Raw genomic sequence first — 13,365 nt, forward strand, 5'->3', positions numbered from 1 at the left:
GCTGGCGCCCGGTTCAAATTACAAACGTTCCGATCCCGACGGGCTATCAGCGACAATGCAGGGATGAACATCCAGCTCAACGGCGAACCCCGCACCCTGCCCGCCTCGGCGACCCTCCACGACCTGCTTGAGGCCGAGCAGCTGCTGCAGCGCCGGGTGGCGGTGGAGGTCAACGGCGAGATCGTCAGCCGCAGCCGCCATGGCGAGCATGTCCTGGCCGAAGGCGACGTGGTGGAGATCGTGCACGCGCTGGGCGGGGGCTGAGGCCATCCCGGGTAGTGCCGGCCGCCGGCCGGCAATCCGACGCCGTCAGGCACCCTGCATCTGCCGGCCAGCGGCCGGCACTACCTTTACCCTCCTGCTGGCTGCACGCCATTGCGTGATCCCATCTTCAGGCGGATAAGCGATAATCGCGCCATGAACGTTCATGTCTCCCCCGATTCGCTGGTGATCGCCGGCAAGACCTATGGCTCGCGGCTGCTCACCGGCACCGGCAAGTTCAAGGATCTGGAAGAAACCCGCCTGGCCACCGAGGCTGCAGGCGCCCAGATCGTCACCGTGGCCATCCGCCGCACCAACATCGGGCAGAACCCGGGCGAGCCGAACCTGCTCGACGTGCTGCCGCCGGAGCGCTACACCATCCTGCCCAACACCGCCGGCTGCTACACCGCCGAAGACGCGGTGCGCACCTGCCGGCTGGCGCGCGAACTGCTGGACGGCCACAACCTGACCAAGCTGGAAGTGCTGGGCGACCAGAAGTCGCTGTACCCGGACGTGGTGCAGACCCTCAAGGCCGCCGAACAGCTGGTCAAGGACGGCTTCGAGGTGATGGTCTACACCTCCGACGACCCGATCCTGGCCAAGCGCCTGGAAGAGATCGGCTGCGCTGCGGTGATGCCGCTGGCTGCGCCGATCGGTTCGGGCCTGGGCATCCAGAACAAGTACAACCTGCTGCAGATCATCGAAGACGCCAAGGTGCCGATCATCGTCGACGCCGGCGTGGGCACCGCGTCGGATGCGGCGATCGCGATGGAGCTGGGCTGCGACGGCGTGCTGATGAACACCGCCATTGCCGGTGCGCGCAGCCCGGTGCTGATGGCCAGTGCGATGCGCAAGGCGGTCGAGGCCGGCCGCGAGGCCTTCCTGGCCGGGCGCATCCCGCGCAAGCGCTACGCCAGCGCCTCCTCTCCGGTGGATGGGTTGATCGGCTGATGACCAATCCCTTCGACAGCGCCGGTTCCAAGGCCCCGCCCAAGCCCTTCACCGTGAGCGAGGGCCGCCGCGAGGTGCGCAGCTTCGTGTTGCGCCAGGGCCGCTTCACCCCCGCCCAGCAGCGCGCGTTCGACGAGCGCTGGCCGCGCTTCGGCATCGACTACAACGGCCAGCCGCGTGATCTGGACGCCACCTTCGGCCGCCCGGCGCACAAGGTGCTGGAAATCGGCTTCGGCAACGGTGCCGCGCTGCGCTTCGCCGCCCAGCATGATCCGTCGCGTGACTACATCGGCATCGAAGTGCACGCGCCCGGCGTGGGCCGGCTGCTGAACGCGCTGGCCGACGACAACGCCGACCACGTGCGCCTGTACCACCACGATGCGGTGGAAGTGCTGCAGAACGAGATTGCCGATGGCGCGCTGGATGAAGTGCGCATCTACTTCCCGGACCCGTGGCACAAGAAGCGCCACAACAAGCGCCGCCTGCTGCAGCCTGCATTTGCCGAGCTGCTGGTGCGCAAGCTGCGCCCGGGCGGCCGCCTGCACTGCGCCACCGACTGGGAAGACTACGCCGAGCAGATGTGGGACGTGCTCGACGCCACCGCTGGCCTGGTCAACCGCGCCGGCCCGCGTGGCAGCGTGCCGCGTCCGGACTGGCGGCCGCAGACCCACTTCGAGACCCGCGGCCAGAAGCTCGGCCACGGCGTCTGGGACCTGCTGTACGACCGCACCTGACGATCGCCTGAGGACACCGCGCCCCACATGGATACCGCGCTGACGCTGACCAACGACATGAAGCTCGTGCTCGGGCTGGTCGGCTTCACGATGGCGATGTTCCTGTTCGAGCGCATCCGCGCCGACGTGGTCGCGCTGGTGGTGCTGGTGGTGCTCGGTGTCACCGGGCTGATCGCGCCGGAGGAAATTTTCGGCGGCTTCTCCGGTAACGCGGTGATGAGCATCATCGCCACCACCATCCTCGGTGCGGGCCTGGACCGCACCGGGGCGCTGAACCGGCTGGCCGCGTGGCTGTTGCGGCGCGGCCATGGTGTCGAGCAGCGGCTGCTGATGATGACCACAGCCATTGCCGGCCTGAATTCCTCTTTCATGCAGAACCCCTCGGTGATGGCGCTGTACCTGCCGGTCGCCTCGCGACTGGCCGCGCGCACCGGGTTGACCCTGCAGCGCCTGCTGCTGCCCATTTCGGCGGCAATCGTGATGGGTGGTGCGCTGACCATGGTCGGCAATTCACCGCTGATCCTGCTGAACGATCTGCTGGCCTCGGCCAACAACAACCTGCCTTCCGGCCTGGCCACCATCGAGCCGCTGCGCATGTTCGCGCCGCTGCCGATCGGCGTGGCCCTGCTGATCGCCTCGCTGCTGTACTTCCGCTATTACGGCGACCGCAAGCTGATCGAGGAAGAGAACCTGGTCAACGACGGGGTCACGCCCGCGCGCACCGAGAGCTACTTCGCCAAGACCTATGGCATCGAAGGCGATGTGTTCGAGCTGGTGGTCAGTGCCGAAAGCCCGCTGGTGGGCATGACCCTGGGCGAGGCCGAGAACCTGCACGATGCCCCGCTGCTGCTGGCCCTGAAAACCGGCAATGACACCCGCCTGGCGCCACCGGCGGAGATGCGCATCTGGGTCGGCAGCGTGCTCGGCGCGATGGGCCCGCGTGAGCAGATCAACGATTTCGCGCAGAACCAGTTCCTGCGCATGTCTTCGCGGCTGAAGCACCTGGGCGACCTGTTCAACCCCAGCCGCGCCGGCATTTCCGAAGCGGTGGTGCCGCCGACCTCGAACGTGATCGGCAAGAGCGCAGCCGATCTGCGCCTGCGCAAGGAGCGCGGCATCAGCCTGCTGGCGATCAACCGCGACAAGCAAGTGATCCGCGAGGACGTGCGCGACGTGCAGCTGCGCGCCGGCGACATGCTGGTCTTCCACAGCATCTGGACCGACCTGGCGCAGGCCGCCCGCAGCCGTGACTTCGTGGTGGTGACCGACTACCCGACCGGCGAGCAGCGCCCGCACAAGTTCAAGATCGCGATGGCGATCTTCGCCTTGACCATCCTGATCGCGCTGACCAGCAAGCTGCCGGTGGCGCTGACGCTGATGACCGGCGTGGCCGGCATGCTGCTGACCGGCGTGCTGCGCATGGACGAGGCCTACGCCTCGATCAACTGGAAAACGGTGTTCATGATGGCCGGGCTGATCCCGCTCGGCTGGGCGATGGATTCCAGTGGCGCGGCGGCATGGGTGGCCGGCCATACCATCGACAAGCTGCCCACCGGCATCCCGGTGTGGGTGCTGGAGGTGGCGCTGGCGCTGCTGACCACGGCGTTCTCGCTGGTGATCAGCCATGTGGGCGCCACCATCGTGATGGTGCCCATTGCGGTGAACCTTGCGCTGGCGGCGGGCGGCAACCCGACGGCGTTCGCGCTGATCGTGGCGCTGTCGGCGTCCAACAACCTGATGACGGCCTCCAACCCGGTGATTTCGATGATCACCGGCCCGGCCAACTACACCCCGCGCGAGATGTGGCGGGTCGGCGGCCCGTTGTCACTGATCTACACCTGCGTAGTGGTGTTGATGATCAACCTGATGTTCTGAGGTTGAGGTTTGTTGGCAGGGCTGCGCCCTGCACCCCGGTAGTGCCGGCCGCTGGCCGGCAACATCAACGGCAGAAGCGTGCATTCCGTGGGATGGCGGGGTGGGTCCGGTTGCGGGGGACGCTGCAAGTCCCCCTCCGGGACCCGGCCCAGCCGCTGGCGGCTGTGCGTTCGGGCGCTTGCGAAGCAGTGCTTCGCAAGCAAAGCGCCCTCACCCATGTAAGCTCGGTCGCCGCTTGCTCGTGTGCGCTTTCCTGCGCACACGGCAAGACCGGGGTTGGGCGTCCTGCCCAACCCGCCCGAGGCATGCCTCGGGCCCATGCGGCTCACGCCCCCGCAACCGGACCCACCCCGCCTTCGACAGATTTCTGCGATCTGTCGGAACGGCGTCCTGCACTGCTTTGGTAGATGTCGACCGTGGTCGACACGGTAGATCCACGCCATGCGTGGATGGATCTCTGGATATCTGTTGATCCGGTGGGTGCGGACCGTTGGTCCGCACACCGATAGGTCAGGCCAGGTAGATTTGCCCGTCGCGCACGTCCACCGGCACCGCGCGCAGGCGGTCGCCCTTGCAGGGGCCGGCGATGCAGTCGCCGCTGTCCAGCGCGAACGAGGCGCCGTGGGCGGCGCACACCAGGTGGCCTTCGCGGCTCTTCAGGAACTGGCCCGGCGCCCAGTCCAGGCGACGGCCGGCGTGCGGGCAGATGTTCAGGAACGCACGCACCTGCGCGCCGTCGCGGTACAGCACCAGCGATTCGGCATCGCCATCAACCACCGCTTCGACCTCGGCAAACGCGCCATCGGCAATGGCATCAAGGGCGATCAGGGCAGCGGCGGCAGTCATGGCGAAGGCTCGGACAGTAAACGCGCATTGTCGCACGCCCGCTCAGGTGACTGGCTGCAACATGAACACAAGTCATTGATTCGTAATAAGCACAGGCTATATTTAACGAGTTTTTCACTCAATGACAGTGGCACGTCCCGATACTCTGGTTTCGCTGATCCCAGCCTATCGAGCCGCCATGTTCAATCGCGCATCCGCCTTCAACCAGTTCCGCACCCTGTTCGCGCCGCGCAAGCCGCGTCACCCGCTGGTGCGCGTTGCCGTGGGCCTGCTCGGCCTGGCGATCCTGGCGGCGATGGTGTTCATCGGCGTGTTCGTCGGTGCGGCGATGATCCTGGTCGGCCTGGCGTGGAAGCTGCTGGCCTCGCGCAAGCCGGGCGTTGCCCGTCCGGTCGATCCGACCGTGGTCGAAGGCGAGTACCGCGTGGTGCGCAAGCCGGTGCTGCCGGCCTCGCGTTGATCCACGCCCTACGCGCCCGCTGACGGCGGGCGCCATGCGTTCTAGACTGCGGGCACGCCCTTCCTGGATGCTCGCATGTCCGATGTCTCCGATGTGATCCCTGCCGTAGCCCTGCCGCGTGTGCCGGTAGCCGGTGGCGGCAGTTTCCCCGTGCACCGTATCTACTGCGTCGGCCGCAACTTCGCCGACCATGCCCGCGAAATGGGCGCAGCAGTGCCGGCGGCCGACGATCGCGGCCGTCCGATGTTCTTCAGCAAGCCGGCCGATGCGATCGTGGTCGGCCACGACGATGCCATTCCCTATCCCCCGGCAACCGCCAACCTGCACCACGAAGTGGAGCTGGTGGTGGCGATCGGCCGTGACGCGCCCGTGGGCGAGCTGGCCATGGCCGACGCCGAGGCGCTGGTCTACGGCTATGCCGTTGGACTGGACCTGACCCGCCGCGACCTGCAGGCCGCCGCCAAGGACAAGGGCCACCCGTGGGATGCGGCCAAGGGCTTCGATGCTTCCGCGCCGATCAGTGAAATCGTCCACGCCGAGGAAGTCGGCGACCTGGCCGCGCTGAACCTGTCGCTGGAGGTCAACGGCGAAGTGCGCCAACAGGCGCTGCTGGACCAGATGATCTGGAACGTGCCGGAGATCCTGCACGAGCTGTCCAAGCTGTGGCAGCTGCGCGCCGGCGACCTGGTGTTCATGGGCACCCCGTCCGGAGTGGCCGCGCTGAAGCCCGGCGACCGCTTCAGTGCCCGCCTGGAAAACGTGGCCGAGCGCCACGGCGTGATCGCCGGCTGACATCACCTGCGCTACCCTGCGCGCTGTCCACTTCCCCCACCGGAGAAAAACAACAATGGGAATGCTCACCGAGTTCAAGGAATTCGCGATGCGCGGCAACGTCATCGACCTCGCCGTCGGCGTGGTGATCGGCGCGGCCTTCGGCAAGATCGTGACCGCACTGGTCGAGAAGATCATCATGCCGCCGCTGGGCATGCTGATCGGCAAGGTGGATTTCTCGCAGTTGGCGTGGACGTTGTCACCGGCCAGCATCGGTGCCGACGGCAAGGAAATCCCGGCCGTGGTGATCGGCTACGGCGACTTCATCAATACGCTGATCCAGTTCGTGATCGTGGCCTTCGCCATCTTCCTGGTGGTCAAGACGATCAACCGCCTGTCGCGCAAGCAGGAAGCCGCCCCGGCCGCACCGGCCGAGGAAGTGGTGCTGCTGCGCGAGATCCGCGACAGCCTGAAGAAGTAAGGCCGCCTACCGGTAGTGCCGGCCGCTGGCCGGCAACATCGGAACATGCGGGAGCCGGCCAGCGGCCGGCACTACCGCGACTGCACGAAAGCCCCGCCCCGGCGGGGCTTTCGCTTTGCCGGTCATGGCGGAAAACAGCGTTCGCGCCAGCCATGACCTCCCGCCCATGCGCCGGGCTGAACGACTGTTAAGCTCCAAGGCTTGGTCCCTTCCCGGAGCTGTCCATGCGTCGCCGCGTCCTTGCCATCGCATCCTCCCTCGCCCTGCTGGCCGCCCCGGCCTTCGCGGCGCCGCACACCACCACCCTGCCCCCGGCGTCGCTGTCCACCGCTGCGCAGCTGCGCGACCAGGCGCTGGCCGATGACACCGGCTGGAAAGTGGTTGAATCGCTCACCACCGAAATCGGCCCGCGCATCGCCGGCAGCGAGGCCGACGCCCGCGCCGTGGCCTGGGCCGAAGCCAAGTTCAAGGCCCTCGGCTTCGACAAGGTGTGGAAGGAACCGGTGACGTTCCCGAAGTGGGAGCGCCGCAGTGAACACGCCGCGGTGACCGGCAGGAACCCGCAGCCGCTGCAGATCACGGCGCTGGGTGGCAGCCCGGGCGGAACCGTTGAAGCCGAAGTGGTCCGCTTCGCCGACCTGGCCGCACTGCAGGCCGCACCGGCCGGTTCGCTGAAGGGCAAGATCGCGTTCGTCGATTACCAGATGCTGCCGTTCCGCGATGGCCGCGACTACGGCCGTGGCGGCGCGATCCGCAGCAAGGGCCCGTCCGAAGCGATCCGCAAGGGCGCGGTCGGTTTCCTGATGCGCTCGGCCGGTACCGACTCGCATCGCGTGCCGCACACCGGCATCACCCGCTTCGACGACGGCCTGACCCCGGTGCCGTCTGCAGCACTGTCGGTGCCCGACGCCGACCAGCTGGCCCGCCTGCTGGCACGTGGCAGCACCACCGTGAAGGTGGCGCTGGACTGCGGTTGGGATGGCACCGCCACCTCGTACAACGTGATCGGTGAGATCACCGGCCGCAGCCTGCCGAAGGAAGTGGTGGTGATCGGCGGCCACCTGGATTCCTGGGATCTGGGCACCGGCGCGGTGGATGACGGCGCAGGCGTGGGCATCACCATGGCTGCGGGCCATCTGATCGGCCAGCTCAAGCAGGCGCCGAAGCGCACCATCCGCGTGATCGCCTTCGCCAACGAAGAACAGGGCCTGTATGGCGGCAAGGCCTACGCCGAGGCGCATGCCAAGGACGTGGCCCTGCACCAGCTGGCGGCCGAGAGTGACTTCGGTGCCGGCCGCATCTATGCCTTCAATACCGGTTCGCCGAACCCGGAAGGCTCGCGCGAAGCGACGAAGCAGATTGCCGAAGTGATGAAGCCGCTGGGCATCGAGTACCAGGCCGACAAGGGTGGCCCGGGCCCGGACGTCGGCCCGTTGGCCGCCAAGGGTGGCGCGTGGGCATGGCTGGCGCAGGACGGCTCGGATTACTTCCACCTGCACCACACCGCCGACGACACGCTGGACAAGATCGACCCGAAGGCGCTGGCGCAGAACGTGGCCGCGTACACCGTGTTCGCGTACCTGGCGGCAGAGGCCGATGGCAACTTCGGCAGCGAAGCCAAGGCGACCACGCCGCCGAACGAGTGATGCGGTAGCGCCGGGCCGCGCCCCATGACCTGTGGGCGCCATTGCAATGAGCGCATCGCAATGCGCGCGGAACCTCCCGCTCGGCATTGAAAAGGGTTCATGCCCGGCGAACGCAGCGGGAAGGGCGGTGCGAACCAAGGTTCGCACCCACCGGGTAATGGCGCACCCACCGGGTAAGGGCGCATCCACCGAGTAATGGCGCACCCACCGGGCGATGGCGTGGGTCAGAGCCCTCGCCGTGGCGAGGGATCTGACCCGATCCTGTCAGCCCTCCCACACGCTGGTGTTGCGCACACCCAGCAGCTTCGGGTTGAACAGCGGATCCTTGCCCGCCTGGCGATGCTGTTCGTAGTCGCGCAGCGCCGCCAGCGCTGGCTTCTGCAGCAGCAGGATGGCGATGATGTTCAACCAGCTCATCAGGCCGACGCCGATGTCGCCCAGCGACCACGCGATCGTCGCACTGTTCACCGCCGAGTAGCCGGTCGCGGCCAGGAACAGCAGCTGGAACCCGCCCATCACCCACGGCGCGGGACGATCACGGCACAGGTAGCTGATATTGGTCTCGGCCATGTAGTACAGCGCCAGGATGGTGGTGAACGCGAACGGCAGGATCGCCAGCGCCACGAACGAGCGGCCGAAGCCCGGCAGCGCGGACTCCACCGCGTGCTGCACGAAGCGCGGCCCGGCCTCGACGCCAGGCAGATTGCCCAGCAGCAGGCGCGCCTCATCCGGAATGCCGTTCACAGCCGGGTCGTAGACGTTGTACAGGCCCGTGGACAGGATCAGGAAGGCGGTAGCACTGCACACCACCATCGTGTCGATGTAGACCGAAAATGACTGCACCAGGCCCTGCTTGACCGGATGGGTGACTTCGGCGGCGGCGGCTGGATGCGCACCGCTGCCCATGCCGGCCTCGTTGGACAACACGCCACGGCGCACGCCCCACTGGATGGCGGTGCCGATCATTGCACCGAACGCTGCATCCACACCGAATGCACTGCGCAGCACCAGCATGATCACCTCCGGCACTTTCTCTGCATTGAGCACCATTACCAGTGCCGCCACCAGCAGATACGCCACCGCCATCAACGGCACCACCCACTCGGCAACCCGCGCGATGCGGCGCACACCGCCGATCAGGATTGCGCCCAGCACCACCAGCAGAACCGCCGTGGTGGTCATCACCGGCACGTCCCAGGCTTCGTTCACCGCACTGGTGATCGCATTGGACTGGGTGCCGGCCAGCATCGCACCGGCCAGTACGGTCACCAGCGCAAACAGCACTGCATACCAGCGCTGGCCCAGGCCCTTTTCGATGTAGTACGCGGGGCCACCGCGGTACTGGCCCTTGGCATCGCGGTCCTTGTAGATCTGTGCCAGCGTGGATTCGATGAAGGCGCTGGAGGCGCCGAGGAAGGCGACGATCCACATCCAGAAGATCGCGCCCGGGCCACCAAAGGCGATGGCCATGGCAACGCCGGCGATGTTGCCGACGCCGACGCGGCTGGACAACGACAGCGACAGGGCCTGGAACGGTGACACACCGGCTTCGGAGCGCTCGTGCCGGAACATCAGGCGCAGCATCTCCGGCAGCGCGCGCAACTGGATGAAGCGGGTACGCACGCTGAAGTACAGGCCGGCGAGCAGGCAGAGCACCACCAGGTAAGGGCTCCAGACGATGCCGAGGATGGTGTTGACGATGGATTCGATGTTCATCGGCAGCCCCTCAGAAGAACATGCCCAGGGCGACCTGGGGGCTGATGATGCGGCCGGTGTTGCGCCCGGCCACGGTGAATTCGACGCCGGCGATCAGGCCCAGCGACGGGCTGAAGTGGTATTCCACCGCCGGCGCCAGGCTGACGTTGCGGCTGGCCGGACGGTGCTCTTCAATCCGCTCGATCGCACCACTGCCGTTGCGTGCGAAGCCGCTCAGACGCTGGCCGGTCTCGCGACTGGCGGCCATTTCCATCACCCCCACCCAGCGCGAATTGAAGCTGTACTCGGCGCCTACCGACAGGCCCAGTACCGAGCCGCGCGAAATGTGCCCCTGGAAGCTGTCATCGGTGCCGTACACGCTGGTGCCGGAAATGGCAGTGCGCGACGGTGCCGGCCCGGCGCTGAGCTGGGCGCGCCAGCGCACGGGGCGATCATTGCCCAGCCACACCACCTGCTGCACGCCCAGCGCCGCGGTGGTGCGCTGAACGCCGTCGCCCTGTGCATCCAGCGGATTGCCGGTGATACGGTCATGGCTGCCGGTGCTGAAACGCTGCACCAGCGCGACCGAGATGGCCGGACGGGTGCCATCGGCATTCGGCGCCTGCAGCAGGTACTGCAGGCGTGCGGTGGTGTCACCGGCGCGGAAGCCGCTGCTGCGCGCACTGCCGGATTCGGAGCGCGAGGCACTGAGATTGACCTGGCCCATCACCCGGTCACTGAAGCCATAGATGATCGGCACCACCGTGGCCCAGGCGCCACTGTGCCCGGCACTGCGGCGACGATCACCGTTGTTGTCGTAGTGGTCGCGGCTGTCGACCCGCACCAGATAGGGCTCGATGTACCAGTTGCCCTGCGGCAGGCCGGCCGGATTCGGCGTGATCAACGGGCCGGTGAAATTGACACCATCGAGACTGCGTTCCGCGGCCTGTAGCGATGGTGCGGCAAGCGCAGCGAGTGCCAGCACCAGGCAAGTGCGACGTGTGCGGCGTTGGATTCGATGCATGGAACCACTCCTGTACGACGTTGGAAGGAACTCCACCGTGCGATGCAGGAAACGGCCCAGCAATGAGACAAATACTAAAATTGCTTGCCTGTCCATCAAGCGTGTTTGAAGCAACGCAAGCTGACGCGGATGACCCAGTTTGCTGCGCGTGCATCGTTTGCGCTCTTGCGCCGCGCAAAAGAAAACCCGGCCGCAAGGGCCGGGTCAGGAGATCAACACAGCATCAGCACGACGGGATCATCCGTGGCGGCGGCTCGCCCACTGTGCCAGCAGCACGGCCGTGGCCGAGGCCACGTTCAGGCTCTCCACCGCGCCGCTGCCGGGAATCGAGACCTGCAGGTCACATTCGCTGGCAAGCCCGCGGTCCATGCCCTCGCCTTCGGCGCCCATCACGTACACCAACCGTTCCGGCAGCGACGCACGGAACACGTCGTCGCCACCATCAACGAGGGTCGCGGCCAGCCCGAAGCCGGCCGCACGCAGCTGCGCCATCGCCTGGGCGGTCTCCGGCAACTGCACCAGCGGCACCGACTCCGCACCACCTTCGGCCACGCGCGCAGCGGCACCGGACAGCGCAAGCGTGCTGCCCGCCGGCAGCAGCAGCGCCTTGACGCCAAAGTGCGCGGCCGAGCGCAGGATCGCACCGAAGTTGTGCGGATTGCCGACACCGTCCAGCCACAGCGCCAACGCCGGGCCTTCGCCCAGATCCTCCAGCCACTGCGCCAGCGGTACGACAGGCGCGCGCAGCACGTCGGCCACCAGGCCTTCGTGGTGCGTGGTAGCGGCCAGTTTGTTGAGGTCGCCCTCCTCCACCACGCGGTAGCCCACACGGTTGGCCACGCACCACTTCAACACCGGCTGCATGCGCGGAATCAGCGCGTCCACCAGGTACAGCTTGCGCAGCGCCTGCGGGCGCTTGGCGAACAGGGCCTGCACGGCGTTCCAGCCATACAGGCGCAGTTCGTCATTGCCACGCCCCGGCGGTGGCGGGGTGCCGCCCTCACGCGGTGGCAGCGGGGTGGCCCGCGGCGGTCGCGACGACGGGCGGCGGGCGTTCTTCCAGGGATCATTCACTACGGGACAACTCCAGCTTGCGTTGACGCCAGAAATCGGCGTTCTTGATGCCCAGGGCATCGGGGTCGAAGATCGGATCGAGGCCGAGCTTCTTCTGTCGTTCGTAATCACGCAGGGCCAGCATGGCCGGCTTCTGGATGATGAGGATGGCAATGATGTTCAGCCAGGCCATCAGGCCCACGCCGATGTCACCCAGCGCCCAGGCCAGGGTTGCATTATGGAACGCGCCGAACACCACCATGCCGATGATGCCCAGGCGCAGCACCAGCACGGTCAGCGGTCGCTTCTTGTTGTGGTTCACATAGCTGAGATTGGTCTCGGCCATGTAGTAGTACGCCATGATGGTGGTGAAGGCGAAGAAGAAGATGGCGATGGACACGAACGCCGAGCCCCAGCCCGGCAGCACGGCTTCCACACCCGCCTGGGCATAGCCCGCGCCTTCCGGAATGCCGGCCAAGCCCTGGAAGATCGGCGGGGCGCCGGCACCTGCCGGCGAGTACACGTTGTAGGTGCCGCTGGCCAGGATCAGGAACGCGGTGGCGGTGCACACCATCATGGTGTCGAAGTAGATGGCGAAGGCCTGCACGTAGCCCTGCTTGGCCGGGTGCGAGACTTCCGAGGCGGCTGCCGCGTGCGGGCCCGAGCCCTGGCCGGCTTCGTTGGCGTAGATGCCGCGCTTGATGCCCCACTCCACCGCCAGGCCCATCATCGCGCCGAACGCGGCGTGGGTGCCGAAGGCGCTGCTGAAGATGATGTTGAACATCTCCGGCACACGGTCGTAGTTGATGATCATGATGACAATGGCCATCAGGATGAAGCCGGCTGCCATGAACGGCACCACCACTTCGGCGAAGTTGGCGATGCGCTTGACGCCACCGAAGATCACCACGCCCAGCAGCAGCGCCACCACGATGCCGATGCCCAGCTTCAGCGCCTGCACCGACTCCATGCCGAAGGCCTGGCCATCGAGCGGGCCGCACAGTGCGGTGCCACGGCAGGCGTTGATGATGCTGTCGGCGATGGCGTTGGCCTGCACGCCGGGCATCAGGAAGCCGGCGGCAATGATCGTGGCGATGGCGAAGGCCAGCGCGTACCACTTCAGGCCCATGGCCTTTTCGATGTAGTACGCCGGGCCACCACGGTAACGGCCTTCGGCGTCCTTGGTCTTGTAGATCTGTGCCAGCGTACATTCCACGTACGAGGTGGATGCGCCGAGGAAGCCCATCACCCACATCCAGAAGATCGCACCGGGGCCGCCGAAGGCGATGGCGGTGGCCACGCCGGCGATGTTGCCGATACCCATGCGCCCGGCCATCGACATGGCCAGGGCCTGGAAGGACGACACACCGGCGTCGGATTTCTCACCCTTGACGGTGAGGCGGCACATCTCGAGAAAGCCGCGGATCTGCATGAAGCGCGTGCGCAGGCTGAAGAACAGGCCGGCGCCCAGGCACACGAAGATCAGTGCCTTGCTCCAGATGATGCTATTGATGAAATGTACGGTAGCTTCCACGCGCGCTCTCTCCAGTCGGCGGGTTGTGAGGACG

The 13,365-nt window shown here is 66.8% G+C and carries 13 protein-coding genes; 8 read left to right on the forward strand and 5 right to left on the reverse strand.

The features are described from left to right. The first annotated feature begins 63 nt into the window (after positions 1 to 63). The 4 genes from thiS to ACSYAO_RS17355 all read left to right on the forward strand — a co-directional run bounded on the left by thiS (position 64) and on the right by ACSYAO_RS17355 (position 3,821). Positions 64 to 264, forward strand: coding sequence for a sulfur carrier protein ThiS (gene thiS / locus ACSYAO_RS17340; protein WP_008265079.1), 201 nt, complete (start codon positions 64 to 66; stop codon positions 262 to 264). 153 nt (positions 265 to 417) lie between these two features. Further along, positions 418 to 1,212: a thiazole synthase gene (locus tag ACSYAO_RS17345; RefSeq protein ID WP_010481470.1), complete on the forward strand. Its 795-nt coding sequence runs from the start codon at positions 418 to 420 to the stop codon at positions 1,210 to 1,212. After that, positions 1,212 to 1,946: a tRNA (guanosine(46)-N7)-methyltransferase TrmB gene (gene trmB, locus ACSYAO_RS17350; RefSeq protein ID WP_010481468.1), complete on the forward strand. Its 735-nt coding sequence runs from the start codon at positions 1,212 to 1,214 to the stop codon at positions 1,944 to 1,946. Before ACSYAO_RS17345 ends, trmB begins: the two co-directional genes overlap by 1 nt. A gap of 27 nt (positions 1,947 to 1,973) precedes the next feature. Then, entirely contained in the window at positions 1,974 to 3,821 is a 1,848-nt protein-coding gene (locus ACSYAO_RS17355; protein ID WP_010481466.1) for an SLC13 family permease, read from the forward strand. Between the two features lie 510 nt (positions 3,822 to 4,331). Here ACSYAO_RS17355 and ACSYAO_RS17360 read toward each other — a convergent pair. Beyond that, positions 4,332 to 4,667 carry a Rieske (2Fe-2S) protein gene (locus tag ACSYAO_RS17360; protein WP_049401603.1) on the reverse strand — a complete coding sequence of 112 codons (336 nt, stop codon included), beginning with the start codon at positions 4,665 to 4,667 and terminating at the stop codon, positions 4,332 to 4,334. 178 nt (positions 4,668 to 4,845) lie between these two features. Here ACSYAO_RS17360 and ACSYAO_RS17365 point away from each other — a divergent pair, with 178 nt between their 5' ends. The 4 genes from ACSYAO_RS17365 (at position 4,846) to ACSYAO_RS17380 (ending at position 8,025) form a co-directional block, all read left to right on the forward strand. Then, positions 4,846 to 5,127, forward strand: coding sequence for a hypothetical protein (locus ACSYAO_RS17365; RefSeq protein WP_005410817.1), 282 nt, complete (start codon positions 4,846 to 4,848; stop codon positions 5,125 to 5,127). Between the two features lie 75 nt (positions 5,128 to 5,202). Then, positions 5,203 to 5,919 (forward strand): fumarylacetoacetate hydrolase family protein, encoded by a 717-nt coding sequence (locus tag ACSYAO_RS17370; RefSeq protein WP_032130205.1) that lies wholly within the window; start codon positions 5,203 to 5,205, stop codon positions 5,917 to 5,919. Between the two features lie 55 nt (positions 5,920 to 5,974). Beyond that, positions 5,975 to 6,379 carry a large-conductance mechanosensitive channel protein MscL gene (gene mscL, locus ACSYAO_RS17375; RefSeq protein ID WP_032130206.1) on the forward strand — a complete coding sequence of 135 codons (405 nt, stop codon included), beginning with the start codon at positions 5,975 to 5,977 and terminating at the stop codon, positions 6,377 to 6,379. Positions 6,380 to 6,603: 224 nt separating this feature from the next. Next, complete coding sequence (locus tag ACSYAO_RS17380; RefSeq protein ID WP_049461870.1) at positions 6,604 to 8,025, forward strand: M28 family peptidase; 1,422 nt, start codon at positions 6,604 to 6,606, stop codon at positions 8,023 to 8,025. Between the two features lie 264 nt (positions 8,026 to 8,289). Here ACSYAO_RS17380 and ACSYAO_RS17385 read toward each other — a convergent pair whose 3' ends face one another. From ACSYAO_RS17385 to ACSYAO_RS17400, 4 genes are all read right to left on the reverse strand, one after another. Beyond that, positions 8,290 to 9,741 carry an alanine/glycine:cation symporter family protein gene (locus tag ACSYAO_RS17385; RefSeq protein WP_049399972.1) on the reverse strand — a complete coding sequence of 484 codons (1,452 nt, stop codon included), beginning with the start codon at positions 9,739 to 9,741 and terminating at the stop codon, positions 8,290 to 8,292. A 10-nt stretch (positions 9,742 to 9,751) separates the two neighbouring features. Then, positions 9,752 to 10,744, reverse strand: coding sequence for a hypothetical protein (locus ACSYAO_RS17390; protein ID WP_032130209.1), 993 nt, complete (start codon positions 10,742 to 10,744; stop codon positions 9,752 to 9,754). A 237-nt stretch (positions 10,745 to 10,981) separates the two neighbouring features. Then, positions 10,982 to 11,818: a TrmH family RNA methyltransferase gene (locus ACSYAO_RS17395; RefSeq protein WP_149908734.1), complete on the reverse strand. Its 837-nt coding sequence runs from the start codon at positions 11,816 to 11,818 to the stop codon at positions 10,982 to 10,984. Continuing rightward, positions 11,811 to 13,331: an alanine/glycine:cation symporter family protein gene (locus ACSYAO_RS17400; protein WP_032130211.1), complete on the reverse strand. Its 1,521-nt coding sequence runs from the start codon at positions 13,329 to 13,331 to the stop codon at positions 11,811 to 11,813. Before ACSYAO_RS17400 ends, ACSYAO_RS17395 begins: the two co-directional genes overlap by 8 nt. Positions 13,332 to 13,365 lie beyond the last annotated feature (34 nt).

It is taken from the genome of Stenotrophomonas sp. STK16_22 (assembly GCF_051984505.1).
In the GTDB taxonomy this organism is placed as follows: Bacteria; Pseudomonadota; Gammaproteobacteria; order Xanthomonadales; family Xanthomonadaceae; genus Stenotrophomonas; species Stenotrophomonas maltophilia_A.